Origin of the sequence: Microbispora sp. GKU 823, assembly GCF_002027145.1 — a bacterium.
Lineage (GTDB): Bacteria > Actinomycetota > Actinomycetes > Streptosporangiales > Streptosporangiaceae > Microbispora > Microbispora siamensis.
Genome location: NZ_MWJN01000033.1, coordinates 61542 through 82995, shown reverse-complemented (window position 1 = coordinate 82995; position 21454 = coordinate 61542). Strand labels below are relative to the sequence as shown.

At 71.9% G+C, this 21454-nt stretch carries 19 protein-coding genes and 3 pseudogenes; 14 read left to right on the top strand and 8 right to left on the bottom strand.

Going from position 1 to position 21454, the window contains the following annotated elements; translation table 11 throughout:
• The 4 genes and pseudogenes from infB to B1L11_RS51250 form a co-directional block, all read left to right on the top strand.
• A pseudogene (infB, locus tag B1L11_RS19255) lies at nucleotides 1-1963 on the top strand (translation initiation factor IF-2); the annotation flags it as partial.
• A gap of 69 nt (nucleotides 1964-2032) precedes the next feature.
• Nucleotides 2033-2332, top strand: coding sequence for a DUF503 domain-containing protein (locus tag B1L11_RS19250; RefSeq protein WP_079315765.1), 300 nt, complete (start codon nucleotides 2033-2035; stop codon nucleotides 2330-2332).
• 48 nt (nucleotides 2333-2380) lie between these two features.
• Nucleotides 2381-2869: a 30S ribosome-binding factor RbfA gene (gene rbfA / locus B1L11_RS19245; RefSeq protein ID WP_079315764.1), complete on the top strand. Its 489-nt coding sequence runs from the start codon at nucleotides 2381-2383 to the stop codon at nucleotides 2867-2869.
• 119 nt (nucleotides 2870-2988) lie between these two features.
• Nucleotides 2989-3309: pseudogene (locus tag B1L11_RS51250) on the top strand (bifunctional oligoribonuclease/PAP phosphatase NrnA); the annotation flags it as partial.
• A 275-nt stretch (nucleotides 3310-3584) separates the two neighbouring features.
• Here B1L11_RS51250 and B1L11_RS51245 read toward each other — a convergent pair.
• The gene (locus tag B1L11_RS51245; protein WP_256862694.1) at nucleotides 3585-3752 is read right to left on the bottom strand and encodes a hypothetical protein; all 168 of its coding nucleotides are present in this window, start codon (nucleotides 3750-3752) and stop codon (nucleotides 3585-3587) included.
• Between the two features lie 125 nt (nucleotides 3753-3877).
• Here B1L11_RS51245 and truB point away from each other — a divergent pair, with 125 nt between their 5' ends.
• The 6 genes and pseudogenes from truB (at nucleotide 3878) to dapB (ending at nucleotide 11067) form a co-directional block, all read left to right on the top strand.
• Nucleotides 3878-4777, top strand: a complete 900-nt coding sequence (gene truB, locus B1L11_RS19235) for a tRNA pseudouridine(55) synthase TruB (protein WP_079315763.1) — start codon at nucleotides 3878-3880, stop codon at nucleotides 4775-4777.
• Nucleotides 4778-4902: 125 nt separating this feature from the next.
• Nucleotides 4903-5847, top strand: a complete 945-nt coding sequence (locus tag B1L11_RS19230) for a bifunctional riboflavin kinase/FAD synthetase (protein WP_079315762.1) — start codon at nucleotides 4903-4905, stop codon at nucleotides 5845-5847.
• A gap of 192 nt (nucleotides 5848-6039) precedes the next feature.
• Nucleotides 6040-6308, top strand: a pseudogene (rpsO, locus tag B1L11_RS19225) (30S ribosomal protein S15).
• Between the two features lie 299 nt (nucleotides 6309-6607).
• Nucleotides 6608-8932 carry a polyribonucleotide nucleotidyltransferase gene (locus tag B1L11_RS19220; protein WP_079315761.1) on the top strand — a complete coding sequence of 775 codons (2325 nt, stop codon included), beginning with the start codon at nucleotides 6608-6610 and terminating at the stop codon, nucleotides 8930-8932.
• Nucleotides 8929-10239: a pitrilysin family protein gene (locus tag B1L11_RS19215; RefSeq protein ID WP_079315760.1), complete on the top strand. Its 1311-nt coding sequence runs from the start codon at nucleotides 8929-8931 to the stop codon at nucleotides 10237-10239. The genes B1L11_RS19220 and B1L11_RS19215 overlap by 4 nt, the downstream gene beginning before the upstream one ends.
• 87 nt (nucleotides 10240-10326) lie before the next feature.
• A complete protein-coding gene (dapB, locus tag B1L11_RS19210) occupies nucleotides 10327-11067 on the top strand; it encodes a 4-hydroxy-tetrahydrodipicolinate reductase (RefSeq protein WP_079315759.1) in 741 nt (246 codons plus the stop codon).
• Nucleotides 11068-11084: 17 nt separating this feature from the next.
• Here the strand turns inward: dapB and B1L11_RS19205 are convergent, their stop codons facing one another.
• Nucleotides 11085-11543, bottom strand: a complete 459-nt coding sequence (locus B1L11_RS19205; RefSeq protein WP_079315758.1) for an N-acetyltransferase — start codon at nucleotides 11541-11543, stop codon at nucleotides 11085-11087.
• A gap of 109 nt (nucleotides 11544-11652) precedes the next feature.
• Between B1L11_RS19205 and B1L11_RS19200 the strand changes: the two genes are divergently transcribed.
• Genes B1L11_RS19200 through B1L11_RS51235 form a run of 3 tightly spaced genes read left to right on the top strand, consistent with a single transcriptional unit; the run spans nucleotide 11653 to nucleotide 15816 of the window.
• A complete protein-coding gene (locus B1L11_RS19200) occupies nucleotides 11653-14553 on the top strand; it encodes a BTAD domain-containing putative transcriptional regulator (RefSeq protein WP_079315757.1) in 2901 nt (966 codons plus the stop codon).
• 35 nt (nucleotides 14554-14588) lie between these two features.
• Complete coding sequence (locus B1L11_RS51240; protein ID WP_256862693.1) at nucleotides 14589-15113, top strand: FAD-dependent monooxygenase; 525 nt, start codon at nucleotides 14589-14591, stop codon at nucleotides 15111-15113.
• The gene (locus B1L11_RS51235) at nucleotides 15055-15816 is read left to right on the top strand and encodes an FAD-dependent monooxygenase (protein ID WP_306291679.1); all 762 of its coding nucleotides are present in this window, start codon (nucleotides 15055-15057) and stop codon (nucleotides 15814-15816) included. The genes B1L11_RS51240 and B1L11_RS51235 overlap by 59 nt, the downstream gene beginning before the upstream one ends.
• Before the next feature lie 12 nt (nucleotides 15817-15828).
• Here the strand turns inward: B1L11_RS51235 and B1L11_RS19190 are convergent, their stop codons facing one another.
• The 6 genes from B1L11_RS19190 to B1L11_RS54070 form a co-directional block, all read right to left on the bottom strand.
• Nucleotides 15829-16701: a 1,4-dihydroxy-2-naphthoate polyprenyltransferase gene (locus B1L11_RS19190; protein WP_079315756.1), complete on the bottom strand. Its 873-nt coding sequence runs from the start codon at nucleotides 16699-16701 to the stop codon at nucleotides 15829-15831.
• 162 nt (nucleotides 16702-16863) lie between these two features.
• Complete coding sequence (locus B1L11_RS19185) at nucleotides 16864-17466, bottom strand: GNAT family N-acetyltransferase (protein ID WP_030510708.1); 603 nt, start codon at nucleotides 17464-17466, stop codon at nucleotides 16864-16866.
• A gap of 38 nt (nucleotides 17467-17504) precedes the next feature.
• Nucleotides 17505-18050 (bottom strand): CGNR zinc finger domain-containing protein, encoded by a 546-nt coding sequence (locus tag B1L11_RS19180; protein WP_079315755.1) that lies wholly within the window; start codon nucleotides 18048-18050, stop codon nucleotides 17505-17507.
• A 92-nt stretch (nucleotides 18051-18142) separates the two neighbouring features.
• Nucleotides 18143-18955, bottom strand: coding sequence for a hypothetical protein (locus tag B1L11_RS19175; RefSeq protein ID WP_079315754.1), 813 nt, complete (start codon nucleotides 18953-18955; stop codon nucleotides 18143-18145).
• Nucleotides 18956-19021: 66 nt separating this feature from the next.
• Nucleotides 19022-19738 (bottom strand): aminotransferase class I/II-fold pyridoxal phosphate-dependent enzyme, encoded by a 717-nt coding sequence (locus tag B1L11_RS54075; protein WP_306291678.1) that lies wholly within the window; start codon nucleotides 19736-19738, stop codon nucleotides 19022-19024.
• On the bottom strand, nucleotides 19735-20436 hold the full coding sequence (locus B1L11_RS54070; protein WP_306291677.1) for an aminotransferase class I/II-fold pyridoxal phosphate-dependent enzyme: 702 nt from the start codon (nucleotides 20434-20436) through the stop codon (nucleotides 19735-19737). The genes B1L11_RS54075 and B1L11_RS54070 overlap by 4 nt, the downstream gene beginning before the upstream one ends.
• Between B1L11_RS54070 and B1L11_RS19165 the strand changes: the two genes are divergently transcribed.
• Nucleotides 20435-21388, top strand: coding sequence for a DMT family transporter (locus B1L11_RS19165; RefSeq protein WP_079315753.1), 954 nt, complete (start codon nucleotides 20435-20437; stop codon nucleotides 21386-21388). The genes B1L11_RS54070 and B1L11_RS19165 overlap by 2 nt on opposite strands.
• Nucleotides 21389-21454: the final 66 nt, after the last annotated feature.

Here is a 21454-nt window from a genome sequence, read left to right as displayed (position 1 = left end):
GTCCGGGTGGCGGCGGCGGCCGTGGCCGCGGTGGCGGCACGGCGGGCGCGTTCGGGCGTCCGGGCGGCCGTCCGACCCGTGGCCGCAAGTCCAAGCGCCAGAGGCGCCAGGAGTTCGACAACATGCAGGCCCCGGCGATCGGCGGCGTGCAGGTTCCGCGTGGCGGCGGCCAGACCATCCGCCTCCCGCGTGGCGCGTCCCTGTCGGACTTCGCGACCGGATCGGCGCCAACCCCGCCTCGCTCGTGCAGATCATGCTGCACCTCGGCGAGATGGTGACGGCGACCCAGTCGGTCAACGAGGAGACGCTGCAGCTTCTCGGCGCCGAGCTGGACTACGACGTCCAGGTCGTCAGCCCGGAGGAGGAGGACCGCGAGCTCCTCGAGTCCTTCAAGATCGAGTTCGGTGAGGACGAGGGCGACGAGGCCGACCTCGCGCCGCGCCCGCCGGTCGTGACTGTCATGGGCCACGTCGACCACGGTAAGACGAAGCTGCTCGACGCGATCCGCCACACCAACGTGGTGGCCCGCGAGGCCGGCGGCATCACCCAGCACATCGGCGCCTACCAGGTGGCGACCACGCACGAGGGCGAGCCGCGGAAGATCACCTTCATCGACACCCCGGGTCACGAGGCGTTCACCGCCATGCGTGCCCGTGGCGCGCAGGCCACCGACATCGCGGTGCTGGTGGTCGCGGCCGACGACGGTGTGAAGCCGCAGACCATCGAGGCGCTGAACCACGCCCAGGCGGCGAACGTCCCGGTCGTGGTGGCGGTCAACAAGATCGACAAGGAGGGCGCGGACCCGACCAAGGTGCGGGCCCAGCTCACCGAGTACGGCCTGGTGGCCGAGGAGTTCGGTGGCTCCACGCTGTTCGTGGACATCTCCGCCAAGCAGGGCATCGGCATCGAGAACCTGCTCGAGGCCATCCTGCTGACCGCGGACGCCGAGCTCGACCTGCGGGCCAACCCGGAGATGGACGCCCAGGGCCTCGCGATCGAGGCGCACCTCGACAAGGGCCGCGGCCCGGTGGCGACCGTGCTCGTGCAGCGCGGCACGCTGCGGGTGGGCGACTCGATCGTCTGTGGCGAGGCGTTCGGCCGCGTCCGCGCGATGCTGGACGACAACGGCGAGACGGTCGAGGAGGCCGACCCGTCGCGTCCGGTCCTGGTCCTCGGTCTGACGGCCGTCCCGCGCGCCGGTGACAACTTCATCGTCGTCACCGACGACCGCATGGCCCGTCAGATCGCCCAGCAGCGGGCGGCCAGGCAGCGGATCGCCGACATGGCCAAGTCCGGCCGCCGGCGCACCCTCGAGGAGCTGTTCAAGGACCTCGAGAAGGGCCAGGTCGACGAGCTCAAGCTCATCATCAAGGGTGACGTCTCCGGTTCCGTCGAGGCACTGGAGGACGCGCTGCTCAAGATCGACGTCGGCGAGGAGGTGCGCCTGCGGGTGCTCCACCGCGCGGTCGGCGCCATCACCGAGCACGACGTCAACCTGGCGATGGGCGACGACAACGCCGTCATCATCGGCTTCAACGTGCGGCCCGAGGTGCGGGCGCGCGACCTGGCCGAGCGCGAGGGCGTGGACATCCGGTACTACTCGGTCATCTACCAGGCGATCGAGGAGATCGAGGCGGCCCTCAAGGGCATGCTCAAGCCGGAGTTCGAGGAGGTCAGGACCGGCACCGCCGAGATCCGCGAGGTCTTCAAGGTCCCGCGGATCGGCAACGTCGCCGGTTCGATCGTCCGCTCGGGCGTCATCACCCGCAACAGCAAGGCCCGGCTCATCCGCGACGGCGTCGTGGTGGCCGACAACCTCACCGTCTCGTCGCTGCGTCGCTTCAAGGACGACGCGACCGAGGTCCGCGAGGGCTTCGAGTGCGGTATCGGTATCGGCTACAGCGACATCAAGGTCGAGGACGTCATCGAGACGTTCGAGATGCAGGAGAAGCCGCGCGTCTGACGCGCCGTCCCGCCGCCCCCGCCACGCGCGGGGGCGGCGGCCGGTCGTCCGTGACGTGGTGACACACCCATGTTCATCGGTGCTCTTACTCTTGACATCCTGCTCGGCGACGTCCGTTCGCTGAAGCAGAAGCGGTCGGTGGTCCGGCCGATCATCGCCGAGATCCAGCGCAAGTACCCCGCCGTCGCCGTCGCCGAGGCGGGCCACCACGACCTGCACCGGCGCGCCGAGATCGGCGTCGCCGTGGTGTCGGCGTCCGCGGCCAACTGCGATGAGGTGCTGGACGCCTGCGAACGCCTGGTCGCCTACCACCCCGAGATCGAGTTGCTGTCCGCGCGGCGGCGGCTCTTCAACGACCACGAGGAATAGACGGCCGGGGCCCGCGCGTCAGCCGTACAGATACGAGGGAGCGTGAGCATGGACGCAGCGCGTGCCAGGAAGCTGGCCGATCGCATCCAGCAGGTGGTCGCGGAGATGCTGGAGCGGCGGATCAAGGATCCGCGGCTGGGGTTCGTGACGGTGACCGACGCGAGGGTCACCGCGGACCTGAGCGACGCGACCGTCTACTACACGGTTTTCGGCTCCGAGGCGGAGCGGGCCGACACGGCCGCCGCCCTGGAGAGCGCGAAGGGCATCATCCGGTCCGAGGTCGGACGGCAGACCGGCCTGCGGCACACCCCCGGCCTCACGTTCGTGCACGACCCGCTCCCGGACAACGCCCGCCACATGGACGACCTGTTCGCGCTGGCGAAGGCGAAGGACGCGGAGATCGCCCGCCAGGCGGAGGGCGCGCAGTTCGCCGGGGACGCCGACCCCTACCGCTTCGAGGAGGACCTCGACGCCGAGGCGGCCGAGGAGGCGGGCGAGGACGAGCCCACCGGCCGGGCGGGGCACCCCGCCCGGTGACCACGAACGAAAGCGCCATAAGCGAGGCGGACTGGCGGCGCGCGACCGAACTGATCCGCGCCGCCGGCACGCTGGCCCTCGCCTGTCACGTGTCCCCGGACGCGGACGCCCTCGGCTCGATGCTGGGCCTCGGGCTGGCGCTCGCGCGTACGGGCAAGAAGGTGGTCGCGTCCTTCGGCGACCGGGTCTTCGCCGTGCCCCGGCTGCTGCGGTTCCTGCCCGGGCAGCACCTGCTGGTGGAGCCTTCGGCCTACCCTGCCGAGCCCGAGCTGATGATCACCTTCGACGCCTCCACGATGGAGCGGTTGGGCCTGCTCGCGCCCCACGCGGGCAAGGCCGGCGAACTCGTCGTGATCGACCACCACGTGTCGAACACCGGCTTCGGTACGGTCCACCTCGTGGATCCCGCGGCGGCCTCGACCACGATGGTCGTCGAGGAGCTCATGAACCGGCTCGGCCTCACGATCGACCGGGAGGTCGCCACCTGCCTGTACGCGGGTCTGGTGACCGACACCGGCTCCTTCAGGCACTCCATCACCACTCCGGCCGCGCACGCCATGGCCGGCCGGTTGCTGGCCACGGGGCTGCGCCCCGAGGAGATCGCCAGGGAACTGTGGGACCGCTCGCCGTTCGCGTACCTGCGGGTGCTCGGCACGGCGCTCGGGCGGGCCACCCTGGAGCCGGACGCCGCGGGCGGCCTGGGGCTGGTGTGGACCTACGTGACCCGGGCCGACCGCGCCGCGGAGGGCCTGCCGTACGACGAGGTGGAAGGCGTGATCGACGTCGTGCGCCGGGTCGACGAGGCGGAGGTCGCGGTCGTGCTCAAGGAGGACGACGAGGGCGGCTGGAACGTCTCGACCCGGTCGAAGGGCGCGGTGGACATGGCGCGCGCCTGCGCCGCGCTCGGCGCGGCGGCCACCCGCGTGCCGCCGGGTTCTCCTCGGCGCTGTCCGCGGCGGACACGATGGCCGCCCTGCGCCCCCTCCTCGCCCCGGAAGGGAGCCGGCCATGAGCACGGCCAGAGCCAGAAGGACTCCGCCGCCGAGCGGTCTGATCATCGTGGACAAGCCGGCCGACTGGACGTCGCACGACGTCGTCGGCAAGATGCGCGGCATCGCGGGCACCCGCAAGGTCGGCCACGCGGGCACGCTCGACCCGATGGCCACCGGGGTGCTGGTGATCGGGGTGGAGAAGGCGACCCGCCTCCTCGGGCACCTCGCGCTGACCGAGAAGGTCTACGAGGCGACGATCCGCCTCGGCGTGACGACGAACACCGACGACGCCGAGGGCGAGGTGGTCGCCGCCACCCCCGCCGGGCACGTGGCCGACGAGCAGGTGCGCAAGGGCGTCGCCGCGCTCACCGGCGAGATCATGCAGGTGCCGCCGCAGGTGAGCGCCATCAAGGTCGACGGGCAGCGGGCCTACAAGCGGGCCCGCGCGGGCGAGGAGGTGGCGCTGGCCGCCCGGCCGGTCACGATCCACGCGTTCGAGGTGGGGGAGATTCGGCGGACCCCGGAGACGGTGGACCTGGACGCCGTGATCACCTGCTCCAGCGGCACCTACATCCGGGCGCTGGCCCGCGATCTCGGCGCGTCGCTCGGTGTCGGCGGCCACCTCACCCGGCTGCGCCGCACCCGGGTCGGGCCGTACGGCATCGAGGCGGCGCGCACGATCGAGGACCTCGCCCGGGAGTGCGTGATCATGCCCATGGCCGACGCGGTGGCGGCGGCCTTCCCCCGCAGGGACGTGGGCGAGGACGAGGCGCGGCTGGTCGCGCACGGCGGGAGGCTGCGCGCGGCGGGCCTCGGGCCGGGCCCGATCGGCGTCTTCGGGCCGGACGGCGCGCTGCTCGCGCTCGCCGAGGAGCGCGGCGGGACGGCCAGGCCGCTGGTGGTCTTCGCCTCCTGACGCCGGGGCTGGTTCCCCGGCACCCCGCGGGGCATGGCAGTCTTGTCTACTGCGCGCTTCCCAGGCGAGGCGACTCAGCCGCCTTACCCGAAGGCACGGCAATCGGACACAGAAGCGAGGTCGAGGTGCAGAGCTGGCACGGGCTGGACGAGGTCCCGCAGGACTGGGGCAGGTCCGTCGTCACGATCGGCGTGTTCGACGGCGTGCATCTCGGTCACCAGCGGATGGTGGCCCGGGCGGTGGAGATGGCCCGCGATCTGGGGCTGCCCGCCGTGGCGGTCACCTTCGACCCGCACCCCGACGAGGTCGTACGGCCGGGCAGCCACCCGCCGCGGCTGACCACCACCGACCGCCGGGCCGAGTTGCTCTCCGCGCTGGGCGTGGACGCGGTGTGCGTGCTGCCGTTCACGCTGGAGTTCTCCCGGATGTCGCCGGACGAGTTCGTCCAGACGGCTCTGGTCGACCGGCTGCACGCGGCTGGGGTCGTGGTGGGGGAGAACTTCCGCTTCGGCCACAAGGCGTCGGGCGACCTGGAGACCCTGCGGACGCTGGGGGAGAAGTACGACTTCCAGGCCGAGGGCGTGCCCCTGGTCAGCGACGGCGACGCCATCTCCTCCACGGTGATCCGGGAGCGGCTGGCCGTGGGTGACGTCGCGGGCGCGGCCGTCCTGCTGGGCCGCCCCCACCGGGTGGAGGGCGTGGTGGTCCGCGGCCACCAGCGCGGCCGGGCGCTCGGCTTCCCCACCGCCAACGTCGAGTCGCCGCAGCACACCGCCATCCCCGCCGAGGGCGTCTACGCGGGATGGCTGCAGTGCACCCAGAGCCCCTCGCCGTACGAGGGGGAGCGGTGGCCGGCCGCGATCTCGATCGGGACCAACCCCACGTTCGACGGGGTGGAGCGCACGGTCGAGGCGTACGCGCTGGACCGCGACGACCTGGACCTGTACGGCGCGCACGTGGCCGTGGACTTCGGCGAGCGGCTGCGCGACACGCTCAGGTTCGACTCGATCGAGGCGCTGATCGAGCAGATGCACGACGACGTGGCCAGGGCCCGCGAGTTCACCTCCTGAACCTGCCGCTTCCGAACCTTCTGCGTGGCGCGTCGTGACAGGGTGTGTCCGACGAGCTGGTAGGGTTGTATGTCAGCCATGCTCAGGTGGCGTGAGCCACCCCGGCTGTCCTGTCACGGCGACTGTAGGCACGCACGGTCGTTCGCGGGCTCGGAACCGTTGCGCGTGCCATTTCACCAGAATGGAGAAGCAGTGTCGCTTGACGCCGCTACCACCAAGGCCATCATCGGCGAGTACGGCACCAGCGAGGGTGACACCGGGTCGCCGGAGGTCCAGATCGCGCTTCTGAGCAAGCGGATCAGCGACCTCACCGAGCACCTGAAGACCCACAAGCACGACCACCACAGCCGCCGTGGTCTGCTCCTGCTCGTGGGCCGCGGCGCCGGCTGCTGAAGTACCTGCAGGCCAAGGACATCACCCGCTACCGCTCCCTCATTGAGCGGCTGGGCCTTCGCCGATAAGGTGAGGAAGGAGCGGCGATTCTTCGCCGCTCCTTTTCCATAACCGGCCACAATGGCCTGAGCGAAACAACCGAACACCGAGACAACTGAATAGCCGAGACACAGTGCCCCGCGTCCGCAAGCAAGCCGCAGCGCGATCCCGCGGCGTGAGAGGGCCGGTCCTCGGTAGTGGCCCCCGGTCGGCACGGCGACAGCCGTGTGGACGGACCGGGCGCTTCGATCGAAGACCGGCACTGCACCTGAACGGGGAGCCCGGCGACCGAGGACGTGGGGAGACCGACCCGAAGAGGAGGTCCCCCGTGGAGGGTGTCCACAGCACAGAGGCCGTTATCGACAACGGTCCCTTCGGCACGCGCACGATCAGGTTCGAGACCGGGCGGCTGGCCCGGCAGGCGGCGGGCAGCGCCGTCGCGTACCTGGACAACGAGACGATGATCCTGTCCGCGACCACCGCGTCCAAGCATCCCAAGGAGAACTTGGACTTCTTCCCGCTGACGGTCGACGTCGAGGAGCGGATGTACGCGGCCGGCCGCATCCCCGGCTCGTTCTTCCGCCGGGAGGGCAGGCCGTCCGAGGACGCGATCCTCACCTGCCGCCTCATCGACCGGCCGCTGCGCCCGTCGTTCGTGAAGGGCCTGCGCAACGAGATCCAGATCGTCGCGACGGTCATGGCCCTGCACCCCGAGCACCTGTACGACGTGATCGCGATCAACGCCGCGAGCATGTCCACGCAGCTCGCGGGGCTGCCGTTCTCCGGGCCGATCGGCGGCGTGCGCGTCGCGCTGATCGACGGCCAGTGGGTGGCGTTCCCGACCCACACCGAGCTGGAGCGCGCCACGTTCGACATGGTCGTCGCCGGGCGCGTCCTGGCCGACGGCGACGTCGCGATCATGATGGTCGAGGCCGAGTCGACCCGCGACACGCTCAAGCTGGTCGCCGAGGGCGCGGTCGCCCCGACCGAGGAGGCCGTGGCCCAGGGCCTGGAGGCCGCCAAGCCGTTCATCAAGGTGCTCTGCGAGGCCCAGTCGAAGCTGGCCGAGGTCGCCGCCAAGCCGACCGCCGAGTATCCGATCTTCCTCGACTATCAGGACGACGCCCTGGAGGCCGTGACCGCCGCCGTCAAGAGCGAGCTCGCCTCGGCGCTGACGATCGCGGGCAAGCAGGAGCGCGAGCTGGAGATCGAGCGCGTCAAGATGCTGGCGGCGGAGAAGCTGCTGCCCGACTTCGAGGGCCGCGAGAAGGAGATCGGCGCCGCGTTCCGGTCGCTCACCAAGAAGCTGATGCGCGAGCGCGTCATCAACGAGGGCGTCCGCATCGACGGCCGTGGCCCGAAGGACATCCGGCAGCTCAACGCCGAGGTCCACGTGGTGCCGCGGGTGCACGGGTCGGCCCTGTTCGAGCGGGGTGAGACGCAGATCCTCGGCGTCACGACGCTGAACATGCTGCGCATGGAGCAGATGATCGACACGCTCAATCCCGAGCGGACCAAGCGCTACATGCACAACTACAACTTCCCGCCGTACTCCACGGGCGAGACGGGCCGCGTCGGCTCGCCGAAGCGCCGCGAGATCGGCCACGGCGCGCTGGCCGAGCGGGCGCTGATCCCCGTGCTGCCGTCGCGCGAGGAGTTCCCGTACGCCATCCGCCAGGTGTCGGAGGCGATCGGGTCGAACGGCTCGACCTCCATGGGGTCGGTCTGCGCCTCCACGATGGCCCTGCTCGACGCGGGCGTCCCGCTCAAGGAGATGGTCGCCGGCATCGCGATGGGCCTCATCGGCGAGGGCGACACCTACGTCACGCTGACCGACATCCTCGGCGCCGAGGACGCCATGGGCGACATGGACTTCAAGGTCGCCGGCACCAAGGACCTGATCACCGCGCTCCAGCTCGACACCAAGCTGGACGGCATCCCGGCCCACGTGCTCGCCGCCGCGCTGAAGCAGGCGAGGGGCGCCAGGCTGGCGATCCTCGACGTGATGCAGGAGGCCATCGACAGCCCGGCGGAGATGAACCCGACCGCGCCGCGCATCATCACGATCAAGGTCCCGGTCGACAAGATCGGCGAGGTCATCGGCCCCAAGGGCAAGATGATCAACCAGATCCAGGACGACACGGGCGCCGAGATCACCATCGAGGACGACGGCACGATCTACATCGGCGCCACCGACGGCCCGTCCGCCGAGGCCGCGCGTACGCTGATCAACGGCATCGCGAACCCGCACATGCCGGAGGTCGGCGAGCGTTACCTGGGCACGGTCGTCAAGATCGCCGCCTTCGGCGCGTTCGTCTCGCTGCTGCCGGGCAAGGACGGCCTGCTGCACGTCTCGCAGATCCGCAAGCTGCACGGCGGCCGCCGGATCGAGAACGTCGAGGACGTCATGAACGTCGGCGAGAAGATCCAGGTGGAGATCGCCGAGATCGACTCGCGTGGCAAGCTCTCGCTGGTCCCGGTCGAGGTGGTCGAGAAGGAGGCCGCCGAGAAGGCCGCCGCGGCCGAGAACGGCGAGGCCGCGCCCGCTCCGGCGGAGGCCGCCGCCGCGCCGGCGGAGGAGGAGGAGCAGCCGCGGACTCCGCGCCGCAGCCGCAGCCGCACCCGTGGCGGCCGGGACGAGCGCAACTCGTGACGACCGAGACGCTGTTCCCGGGCAAGGACGGCGCGGGGGTCATCCGCCGCACCGTCCTTCCCGGCGGCCTGCGGGTCGTGACCGAGACGATGCCGACCGTACGCAGTGTGGCGGTCGGCCTGTGGGTGGGCATCGGGTCGCGGGACGAGGCCCCCGAGCACATGGGGGCCACGCACTTCCTGGAGCACCTGCTCTTCAAGGGCACGCCCACGCGCGACGCCATGGAGATCTCGGCGTCGATCGAGGGCATCGGCGGTGAGATCAACGCGTTCACCGCCAAGGAGTACACCTGCTACTACGCCCGGGTGCTCGACGAGGACCTGCCGCTGGCGATCGACGTGCTCGCCGACGTGGTGACCTCCTCGCTGATCACCGAGGAGGACGTGGAGTCGGAGCGCGGCGTGATCCTTGAGGAGATCGCCATGCACGACGACGATCCCTCCGACGTGGTGCACGAGCAGTTCTCCGCCGAGCTGTACGGCGACACGCCGATCGGCCGCCCGATCCTCGGCAACGAGGAGTCGATCAACGCGCTCACCCGTGACCGCATCCGCGAGTACTACCAGCGGTTCTACGTGCCGCCCCGCACGGTCGTGTCGGTCGCGGGCAACGTGGACCACGAGCGGGTGGTCGCGCTGGTCGCGGCGGCGTACGAGCGGGCGGGCGCGCTGGGCGGCTCCGCCGCGCCCGCGCCCCCGCGCATCGGCGGCCCCGGTGTGGACGTCCGGACCGGCGTCCGGGTGCTCGACCGGCCCACCGAGCAGGCCAACCTGGTCCTCGGCATGACCGCCTTCCACCGCAACGACGACCGGCGCTTCGCCCTCGGCGTCCTGAACGCCGCGCTCGGCGGCGGTATGTCGTCGCGCCTGTTCCAGGAGATCCGGGAGAAGCGCGGCCTGGCCTACAGCGCCTACAGCTACACCTCACAGTACGCCGACACCGGCCAGTTCGGCATCTACGTGGGCTGCCTGCCCTCGAAGGTGGACGACGTGCTGAAGATCTGCCGCGACGAGGTCGCCAGGGTCGTGGCCGAGGGCATCACCCCCGAGGAGATCGCCCGCGGCAAGGGCCAGATGCGCGGCGGGCTGGTGCTCGGCCTGGAGGACACCGGGTCGCGCATGTCCAGGATCGGCAAGAGCGAGCTCGTGTACGAGCGGCTCATGACGGTCGACGAGGTGCTCGGGCGCATCGAGGCGGTCACCCCCGAGGAGATCGCCGCGGTCGCCGAGGACATCCTCAACCGGCCGCTGACGCTCGCGGTGATCGGGCCCTACTCCGACAAGGACTTCGGCTCCGCCATCGCCTGACCGTGCCGTTGGAGGCCGCGCCGATGCCCTTCCGGGTCGGCGCGGCCTCGTCGTTCCACTGGCGCGGGCGCGTATAGCCTTGGGCGCGTGATTAAGGTCGGTGTTCTGGGCGCCCGCGGGCGCGTGGGTGTGGAAGTGTGCAAGGCCGTCGCGGCGGCCGATGACCTGGAGCTCGTGGCGGAGGTCGACAAGGGCGACCCGCTCGACGCGCTGACCGGCGCCGAGGTGGTGGTGGACTTCACCCACCCCGACGTCGTCATGGGCAACCTCGAATGGTGTGTCTCCCGCGGCATCCACACCGTCGTGGGCACGACCGGTTTCGACGCCGGACGGCTGGAGACCCTGCGGGGCTGGCTGGCCGCCAATCCCGGCACGAACTCGCTCATCGCCCCCAACTTCGGCATCGCGGCCGTGCTGATGATGCACTTCGCCGCCAAGGCGGCCAAGCACTTCGAGTCGGTCGAGATCGTCGAACTGCACCACCCGCACAAGGCCGACGCCCCCTCCGGCACCGCCCGCCGTACGGCGGAACTGGTGGCGCGGGCGCGGCGCGAGGCGGGGCTCGGCCCCTCTCCCGACGCGACCACGACCGCGCTCGACGGCGCCAGGGGCGCGGACGTCGACGGCGTCCACGTGCATGCCGTACGGCTCGCCGGGCTGATCGCCCACCAGGAGGTCATCCTGGGCGGCGAGGGGGAGACCCTCACGATCCGGCACGACACGATGAACCGGGCGTCGTTCACGCCGGGCGTCCTGCTGGGCGTACGCCGTGTGCAGGGGCTCGACGGCCTCACCGTGGGCCTGGAGCGCCTTCTCGACCTGCAGTAGTCGCGCCGCGTTTCCGATCACCGAGGCGGCGGGGTGTAGCGCATCCTGATCTTGATGTCGCCGTCGCCGTGACGCGCCACGTCCTCCAGGCCGAGTCGCCGGTAGAGGGCGTGAGCGCGGTGGTTGACCGTCAGAACGTCCAGGAGCAGGTCCCGACCCCGCCGGCGGGCCTCGTCCAGCAGCCCGGTGATGAGGTGGGTGCCGATCCCGCGCCCCTGATAGGCGGGGTCGATCTCGATGCGGCCGAGGTAGATCTCGGTGGGCCGGTAGTCGACGCTGAGCATGCCGGCGTCGACGCCGTCGACGGTGACGATCCGCGTGTTGCCGGGGTCGAACACGCGCGCATGATGACCCCGCTGGTCCTGCTCGTCCCAGCCCCAGATCGCCGCGACGTACTCGCCCAGGGCTGCCTTGTGCAGCCGGAAGCAGAACTCGCTGTCGGTCTGTGTCGCCGGCCGCAACCCTATGACGGTCATACGACCTCCTTACCGGATCGCAGGAGGCCGCGGGGGCCCATCGTGCCCGCGTGATCGCCGTTCTCATCGTCGGCGGGCCACCGGGGGACATCGCGGGATAATCGCGGGTATGCGGTTCGGAATCCTCGGCGAGACCCGGGCGTGGCGCGAAGACGGGACCGAGGTTCCGCTGGGCGGACCGGCGCGGCGTGCGCTGCTGGCGCTGCTGCTGATCCGCCCCGGTCAGGTCGTGCCGTCCGACCGGTTGACCGAGGAGATCGATCCTGACGGCGTGCTGTCGGCGCACGCGCTGCAGTCGCAGGTGTCCCGGCTGCGCGCCGCGCTGGGGCCGGCGGCCGCGATCGAGCGGAGCGGACCGGGATACCGGATCGTGGTCGCGGACGACGACGTGGACGCCTGCCGGTTCGAGTGGCTGGCCGGGCAGGGCCGTACGGCGTTGCGCGACGGTGAGACGGAACGAGCGGTCACGCTGCTGCGCGAGGCGCTGGACCTGTGGCGCGGGCCCGCGCTGGCCGAGCTCGCCGAGAGCGAGACGGCCAGGGCCGCCGCGACGCGGCTGGAGGAACTGCGGCTGGCGGCGATGGAAGACCGGATCGAGGGCGAACTGCGGCTCGGCGAGCACCGCAGCGTGGTTCCGGAGCTGCGCGAGCTGGTCGGCCGCCATCCGCTCAGGGAACGGCCGGCCGGGTTGCTGATGCGCGCGTTGTCCGCGGAGGGCGGGCAGGCCGAGGCGCTGGTCGTGTTCGAGGAGACCAGGCGGCACCTGGCGGAGGAACTGGGCGCCGATCCTTCGGCCGAGCTGGTCGCGCTGCACCGGGAGTTGCTGAGCGCCGATTCTTCGCCGTCGCCGTCCGCGCCGCCCGCCCAGCTGACCTCCTTCGTCGGCCGCGACGAGGAGGTGGCCGAGGTCGCCGGCCTGCTTCGGGTGGCCCGGCTGGTCACGTTGCTCGGTCCCGGGGGCGTCGGAAAGACCCGGCTGTCGGTCGAGGTGGCGGTCGAGTCGGCAGGGGCGGCGGTCGACGAGGTGTGCTTCGTGGAGCTGGCCGCGCTGGGCGACGGGGCAGGGCTGGCACCGGCGCTGCTCGGCGCGCTCGGCCTGCGCGAGCGCGGGCTGCAGGTGGGGGACGGCCCGCAGACGCCGGTCGACCGCCTGATCGCGGCGCTGTCCCACCGGGTGCTCCTGCTCGTGCTGGACAACTGCGAGCACCTGATCGAGGAAACGGCCGCGCTGGCGGCGCGGCTGCTGGCGGCCTGCCCGCGGCTGCGGGTCCTGGCCACCAGCCGCGAACCGCTGGGTGTCATCGGCGAACACCTCCACCAGGTGCGCCCGCTCGACGGCGACGCGGCGGTGCGGCTGTTCACCGACCGCGCCCGCGCGGTGTGGCGCGGCTTCGCCGCCGACCCTCGGCGCGTACGGCGAATCTGCGCGGCCCTGGACGACCTGCCGCTGGCCATCGAACTCGCGGCGGCGCGGCTGCGCGCGCTGGACCTCGGCGAACTCGAGGGACGGCTGAACGACCGGCTCGGGGTCGCGGCCCGCGGCAGCCGCCCGGCCGACGGCCGGCACCGGACGCTGCGCTCGGTGGTCGCGTGGAGCTGGGACCTGCTCACCGAACCCGAGCGACGAGCCGCACGGCGGTTCACCGTCTTCGCCGGGAGCGCGACGGCGGAGTCGGCGCGGCGGGTGTGCGGCACGGACGCCGAAACGTTGGAATCGCTGGTCGACAAGTCGCTCCTGGAGGTCTCCCACGGCCGTTACCGGATGCTGGAGACGATCCGCGCCTACGGCGCCGAGCGGCTCGACGAAGCGGGCGAGAACGACTCCACACGGCGCGCCCACGCCCGGCACGTCCTGGAACTGGTGCGCACCGCCGATCCGCATCTGCGGCGAGCCGGGCAACTGGAATGGCTGCCGATCGTCGTCGCCGAGCACGAGAACCTGCTGGCCGCCGTGCGCTGGGCGGTCGAGGCTCAGGATGCCGCGACGGCCCTGGAACTGCTCGCCTCGGCCTCGACTTACCTGTGGATCCGGGGCGCGTCGGCCGCGGCCGCGCCGTACGCGATCAGGCTGCTCGACGCGATCGGCGACCAGCCCCCTCCCGGCCTCGGCGAGGAGTACGCGACAACCGTGCTGCTCGCCTCGTCCGACCGCGAGACGTGGCGACGCCATCGGGCGACTGCGGGGAGGGCGCTGGCCGCCGCCTGGCCCGGCGACCGGGCGGGCCGTCACCCTGCGGCCCTGCTGCTGTGGATGCTGCGGAACGCCGGCGAAAGCGACCCAGAGGCCGCGTTCACGCTCCTGACGGCCCAGCACGACTGTCCCGAGCCGTGGGCGCGCGCCGTCGCCCGATACGTGTCGGGCTTCGGCACCCTGGGTGTGAGGGGCGTCGAAGCGGCGGCGCGGGACTTCGGCACGGCCGCCGAGGAGTTCCGCGTCCTGGGCGACCGATGGGGCACCGCACTGGCCCTGGACATGCTCGCCGGGCTCGCGGGCGGGCGCGGCGACCACGCGCGGGCGATCGCGCTGACCGATGAGGCCCTCACCCTGACCGGCCGGCTCGGCGCTCAGGAGGACGCCGCCGACCTGCTGGTCAACCGGGCCGACTACCTCGCCGCCGCCGGCGACGCGGAGGCGGCCCGTGCCGACTATGCGAAAGCCGCCGATCTGGCCCGCCGCGCCGGCAGCACCACCTGCCTGGGGGCGGCTCTGCGCGGGCTCGGCGACATCGCCCTGGGGGAGGGCGACCTGGACGAGGCGGAACGGCTGTACGCCGAGGCCGCGCAACGGCTGGATCCGCACTGGATCAGAAGCCTCGGCAACCGGGTGCGCACGCTCGCCGGGCTGGGCCGGGTCGCCGAAGCGCGCGGTGACCAGGCCACTGCCCGGACACGCTACCGGGAGGCCGCCGAGGCCGCGGCGGCAGGCGGCTCGACCCCGGACGCGCTGCGCCTGCTGGGGCTTCCGGGTGCCCTTTCCGATGCCCTGGCAGAGGCGGTGAGCGGGCGGTGAGGCTCCGGTGAGCCCTCCCCGGCAGGCTCTCTGCCATGAACAACGCAACGAACAACGCAACGACCAACCGCAGCGTGCTGATCTCCGGCGCCTCCGTCGCCGGCCCCGTCCTCGCCTACTGGCTCCACCGCCACGGCTTCACCCCGACCATCGTGGAGCGCGCTCCCGCCCTGCGCGACGGCGGCTACGCCGTCGACTTCCGGGGTGAGGCGCACCTGTCGATCCTGCGCCGGATGGGCATCCTGGACGACATCGAACGCGCCCGCACCGGCATGGGCTCCATGTGGTATGTCAACAGCGCCGGAAAGCCGCTGGCCAAGCTGCCCGCCGACCTGTTCGCCGGAGACGTCGAGATCCTCCGCGGCGACCTGGCCCGCATCCTCTACGACGCCACCAAGGAGCACACCGAGTATGTCTTCGGCGACTCCATCACCTCGCTCACCGAGGACGCCGACGGGGTGACCGTCACCTTCGAGCGCGGCACGCCGCGCCCGGTTCGACCTGGGTCTGGGCGCCGACGGCCTGCATTCGACCACCCGCCGCCTGGCCTTCGGACCTGAGGAGGACTACGTCAGGCACCTGGGCCTCTACTGCGCGATCTTCACCACCGCCAACCACCTCGGCCTCGACCACATCGGACACGCCTACCGCACCGCCAACAGGCTGGTGGCGATGTACAGCGCGCGCCACAACACCGAGGCCAAGGCCGTCTTCTACTTCGGCTCGCCGATCCTCGACCTGGATCGCCGTGACGTGGCCCGGCAGCAGGCCGTCCTCGCCGAGCAGTTCGCCGGCAACGGCTGGCAGAGCGATCGGCTGCTGCGGGACATGCGCTTGGCGCCGGACTTCTACTTCGACTCGGTCGGCCAGGTCCGCATGGACGCCTGGACGCGAGGGCGGGTGGCCCTGGTCGGCGACGCCGCCTACTGCCCGTCCTCCCTGTCCGGCATGGGGTCCGGCCTCGCCCTGGTCGGCGCGTACGTCCTGGCGGGCGAACTGGCCGCCGCGCACGGCGACCACCGTGTCGCGTTCGCGGCCTACGAGCGGGAGATGCGCGCGTACGCGGAGGGCTGCCAGAAGATGGGCGACGGCGTGGCCAAGCTCATGGTCCCCGGCAGCCGCTTCCTGGCCTCGGTCCTCAACCGCTACTACAAGGTCATGCCCTACCTGCCGGGAAAGAACATGGCCGCCAAGATCGCCCGGAAGACCGCCGAGAACATCACCCTCCGCGACTACACGGTGAACAGTGTCCGCTCACGGTAGGACGGACGCCGGTCAGAACAGGGCCAGGCCGAGGGTGAACAGGGCGCCGAAGACGAGTTGCAGGCGGCCGGTCTGCTGGAGCGTCGCGATCAGCGCGGGACCGGTCGCCCCCGAGCGGACCGTCCTGATCGGGGCCACCACGAGGGGGAGCGCCAGCACGGTCAGCGCGGCGAAGGGCCGCACCGGCACCAGGGCGAGCGCGAACACGAAGGGCAGCACCAGGGTCGCCGAGTAGGCCAGGCGCGTGCGGCTGTCACCCAGCACCACGGCGAGCGTGCGCTTGCCGGAGGGGCCGTCGGTCACGATGTCGCGGAGGTTGTTGACCATGAGCAGCGCGCAGGCCAGCAGCCCGACGGGCACGGCCGCGGCCAGCGAGAGCCAGGTCAGCCGCTCCACCTGGACGTACGTCGTCCCGGCGACGGCCACGAGGCCGAAGAACACGAAGACCGAGATCTCCCCGAGCGCGCGGTAGCCGTACGGGCGGGAGCCTCCGGTGTAGAACCAGGCGGCCAGGATCGACGCGAGGCCGACGAGCAGCAGCCACCAGGCGCGGGTGGCCACCACCAGGACGAGCCCGGCGACGGCGGCGGCGAGGAAGCAGCCGAGGGCGGCCGCGAGCACCTGCTTCGGGGCCGCGACGCCCGAGCCGACCAGCCGCAGGGGCCCCACCCGGTCCTTGTCGGTGCCCTTCACGCCGTCGCTGTAGTCGTTGGCGTAGTTGACGCCGACCTGCAGCGCCAGCGCGACGAACAGCGCGAGCAGCGCTCGCCACCAGACCGCGCCGTCCTCCGCGACGGCGGCTCCGGTGCCGACGGCGACCGGGACGACGGCGGCGGGCAGCGTACGGGGGCGTGCGCCCGCTAACCATTGAGCTGGGGTGGCCACGTGACTCCCTTTTCCTACCTGTGCGTAGCCGGTGAAGGCGTACCTAGTTTGGCCAATCCCCCGTCTTCTCGTGACAGCGGGGTTGGCGGAGGCGACACCGCCGGGGGCGAAAGCCGTACGGACGGGCGGGAAGGGAGGCGTGGATCGTGGTCCGGTGCGGACTCAGCTGATGTCGGTGGTGAGGCGGATCATCCTGATCGGGCGGCCCATGTCGAGGACGCGCTCGGCCTCGTCCTCGCCCCAGCCGGCCGACTCCAGGAAGCCGATCATCGGGTGGTTGTCGGCGAAGACCCAGGTGACGACCGTGTTGTAGCCGTCCTCGCGCAGATGGTCGACGGTCGCGTTGAGCAGCCTGCTGCCGTGTCCGCGCCTGATGTGGTTGGGATCGACGAGCAACGTCATCAACTCGGCCGTCGTGGCCGGGTGAAGATCGGGGTCCTCGGCGGGTCCGTGCGACGCCAGCCCCACGACCCGGTCGGAGGCACGCTGCGCCGCGGTCGCCAGGATGCCGCCGGGGCCGAGCGCGGTGAACGCGTCGGTGTCGGGCACCACCCGCTCGACGGCGACGAGCAGGCGGTGACGCGGCGTGGGCGGCGAGAGGATCGCCTCCTCCCACTGGCGGCGCCACATCTTCTCCGCCGCCGGCCCAGTCATCTGCTCCAACGGGATCGGTGGCAGGAAGTCGCGATAAACCGCCTTCCACGCCCGGATCTGGGTGCTGGTCACCGCGTCGACGTCCTCGAGGCGGGCAGCTCTAACACCCATTCGGCGGGCTCCTTTCTTAGCCTGTAACACCGTACTGGTCAGGAGGGCCTCGGCGTACCTTCCGCCTGGCGTCGTGCCCGATATGCCCGGGTTTTTGTGCGGTTTCCGCAGACGCGCATGGAGCACCAGGAGCGAGACCGGTTTTTCGAGGAGTCGATGAACGCCCATTGACAGGTGCTCTCGGCGCAGACCTTCAGCCGTGGCCAGGTGCCGTCGGCGTGGGCGGCCGGGATCAGCGCGGCGAGCCGCGCGAGCCCGCCCGCCACTCCGGACCCCACGGGCTCGAGCGCCGGCGTCCCCGCCGAGAGCGTCACGCGAACCGGCAGTCCCGCCAGCGCCGCGTCCAGCCCCTCCGGAACCTCGTACGGACCCCCGTCGTGGTTGCGGCGCAGCGCGGCCCGCAGTCCTTCGCGCAGCTGGGTCGCCACCGCGAGGTCCTCGTCGGCGGCGCGGTCGTCGTCGCCGATCAGCCCGCGTTCGCGCAGCCAGACGGACAGCTCGGCCGGCGAGGCCAGCTCGTCGGCGTCTCCCTCGACGTCGTAGGTGTTCACGAAGTCGCGGAGCTGCTCCGCCGGGCCCGTCATGATCGATCACCCCTCGTGACCACTGTACGACAGTCGGAGGTCGCGAAATACCAACACCATCGCAAGTGTTTCGCTGGTGTTGGATCCGAGGCCTAGAGTCCGAGCCGCCGCACGGCGGTCCGCCAGTTCTTGGCGACAGCCTGCTGCGCCTTGGCGAGCGGCACCTCGCCGTGGCACACGGCCCGCCACAGAGTGAGCTCGACCGCGTCCTTGTCGGCCGGGGTCTTCCCCTTGCCCGCGAGAACCGGCTGGGGCCACAGGTTCTTCACGCTCTTCGGCGACCCGCCCAGGGACAGCGGGATGAGGTGGTCCTCCTTGTAGTGCGACGGCTTCCTGTCCGCGTAGCCGTACTGGGCGATCTGCGTGACGCGCAGGGCGTTGGTGTAGCTCGCCGGAGGCGCCACCTTCCTACCGTAGCCGGGCGCGCAGATCGTCGACTTGATCGTCTCCTGGGTGACGGCGGGGTTACGCGCCCCCGGCTGGCACTTCGGGTCCGGCAGCGGCAGGTAGCTCCGGGAGCACTTCGCCCCCGTCGGCTTCGAAGTCGCCGTGGGCTTGGGGGTCGGTGTGGGCTTCGAAGTCGGTGTCGGCTTGGGGGTCGGCTTGGCCGTCGGCTCCGGTGCCGAGCCGCCCGACGAGCCGGCCGGCTTCCACCGCCAGGAGGAGCCGTCCTGCACACACCGGTAGGAGTCGCCGTCCTCCGAGGTTCCGTTCCTGCCGTGGGCCGCCGCCGGGCAGAACGCGCCGGGAGTGACGCATTCCCAGTGATCCCCGACCTGGCGGTAACAGCCCGCCGAGGCGGAGGAGGCCCCGGCGGAGGCGGCCTCGGCGGCGAACGGGACGGCGAGCAGGCCGGCTGACGCGAGCACGGCGCATAACGCGATCAGCAGTGAACGGATGCGCACAATGTCTCCTCTGTGAAGGGGGGATGAAGGGCGACAGAGGAAAGACGGTTCAACCGGGGCGAAGGTTCACTGCTGGGACTCATGTGACTGACGGGACAGGATCGGAGCGAGGCGGCGGATGCCCTCTTCCAGCTCGGCCAGGCCGGTCGTGGCCGTGTGGGTCAGCCGCAGCCGCGGCCCCGGGGGCTCGGAGGGGTAGTAGATGCGCCCCGGGCTCACCAGCACGCCCCGCGCCTGGGCCGCCTCGGCCACCTCCGCCTCGTCGGCGCCGGGCGGCAGCCGTACCCAGACGTGCAGGCCGCCGGGAGGCGCCAGGTGCACCTCGGCGGCGGGCGCGTGGCGGGCGAGCCCCGCCAGCAGCGCGGCCTGCCGTACGCCGATCTCCTGGCGGACGGTGCCGAGGTGGCGCCGCCAGGCGGTGGAGCCGACGAACTCGACGGCCGTCTCCTGCAGGGGCCGGGCGACGAAGAACGACTCCACCACCTGGCAGGCCCGCAGCCGGTGGGCGGCCGGGCCCCGCGCGGTCAGGCCCGCCACCCGCAGACTGGGTGAGGTGATCTTGCTCAGCGACAGGATGTGGACCACCGTGCCGTGGGCGTCCATGGCCACCATGGGCGGCGGGACGGGTCCTGTGGCCAGATATCGCGAGTAGTCGTCCTCGATCACGAACGCCCCCGCCGCCCGGGCCACGGCGAGCACCTGCTCCCTGCGCTCGCGGGTCAGCGTCGCCCCCGTGGGGTTGTGCAGGGTCGGCTGGCAGTAGAACACCCGCGCCCCCGTCATCGCGAACGCCTCCGCCAGCAGGTCGGCAGTACGCCGTCCCGGTCGATCGGCACCGCGCTCGCCCGCAGTCCTGCCGCCCTGGCCGCCGCGAGCGCTCCCGGGTAGGTCGGGGTCTCGACGAGGATCGGCGAGCCGGGAGCCGCCAGCGCGCGGAACGCGAGGGTGAGCGCCGACTGCCCGCCGCTCACCACGAGCACGTCGTTCTGCGTCACCGCGCCGCCGACCTCGGTGGCGAACCACCGGCGCAGCTCCGGCAGGCCGTTCAGCGGGGGCATGCTCCACGTCTCCGGCCGGCGTACGGCTCTCGCCGCCGCCGCGGCCAGCGCCTTCACCGGGCGCAACTCGGGGTTGAGATAGCCGCCGGTGAGCGGCACGACGCCGTCGGGCGGCTGGGCCAGCAGGCTCGCCGTCGCCGAGTCGTCCACCACCCGGTCGCCCAGGGCCACGGTCTGCCACGACAGGTCGGGCGTCTCCGCGACCGGCCGCCGGGCCGGGGCCACGAACACGCCCGCGCCGGGACGGGTGACGACGCGCCCCTCCGCCGCGAGCTGCGCGATCGCCCGCGAGACCGTCACCGGGCCCACGCCGTGGCGGCGCATGATCTCCCTGCTGGACGGCAGGCGTTCGCCCGGCCGCGACCGTTCCGTCTCCTCCCGGAGTATCGCGGCGAGACGGGCGATACTGCTATCGTCGTGCATGAAAGCTGACGATAGCGCTATCGACATCCTCCCGATAGCGGACACCCCCGCCGCGGATGCCCCTCGCCGCCTGGCATGGCGGGGCAGCCTCCTGGCGGGCGCGGGTGTCCTGTCGTTCTCGGGGTCGTTTCCCGCGACCGTGTTCGCGATGCGGGGGTTCGATCCGTACCTGGTCGCGATCGGGCGCGCGGCGCTCGCGGCGCTCGCCGCGGTGATCTGCCTCAAGGCCGCAGGGGCGCCGCTCCTGCCGCCCCGCGCCCACCTGCGGTCGTACGCGATGATCGCGCTGGGCGTGGTCCTCGGCTTCCCGCTGTTCAGCGGCCTGGCCCTGGACGGCGGCGCGAGCACGGCCCACTCGGCCGTCGTCATCGGCCTGCTCCCGGCCGCCACGGCCGCGTTCGCCGTGCTGCGGGCGGGGGAGCGGCCGAGACCCCTGTTCTGGGTGGCCTGCGCGGCCGGCGCGCTGTCGATCACCGTGTTCACGCTGACCCGGGGGACCGGCCGCTTCGCCGGGGCCGACGTGCTGCTCGTGCTCGCCCTGCTGTCGGCCGCCGTCGGCTACACCGAGGGCGGGCGCCTGGCCAGGGAGACGCCCGGCTGGCGGGTCATCTCGTACGCCCTGGTGCTCGCGGCCCCGCTCACCGTGCCCGTGACGGCGGTGCTGGCGGTCACCACGCCCATGGAGCCTTCGCCCGAGTCGCTGGCCGGGTTCGCGTACGTCGGGCTGGTGTCGATGTTCCTCGGCTTCATCCCGTGGTACGCCGGGCTCGCGATGGGCGGGATCGCCCGTGCCGGGCAGATCCAGCTCGCCCAGCCGCTGATCACGCTGGTGTGGGCCTGGCTGCTGCTGCACGAGGAGATCGGCGTCGCGACGATCACGGCGGCCCTGGCCGTGCTCGTGTGCGTGGCGGTCACGCAAGCCAGCCGCGGGCGGCGCGGTGTGGGCACTTGATTGGTGTGACGGCACGGCGCAGGATGAGGCTGACGGTGTTACAAGGTGAGGCGGGTCACACGCACG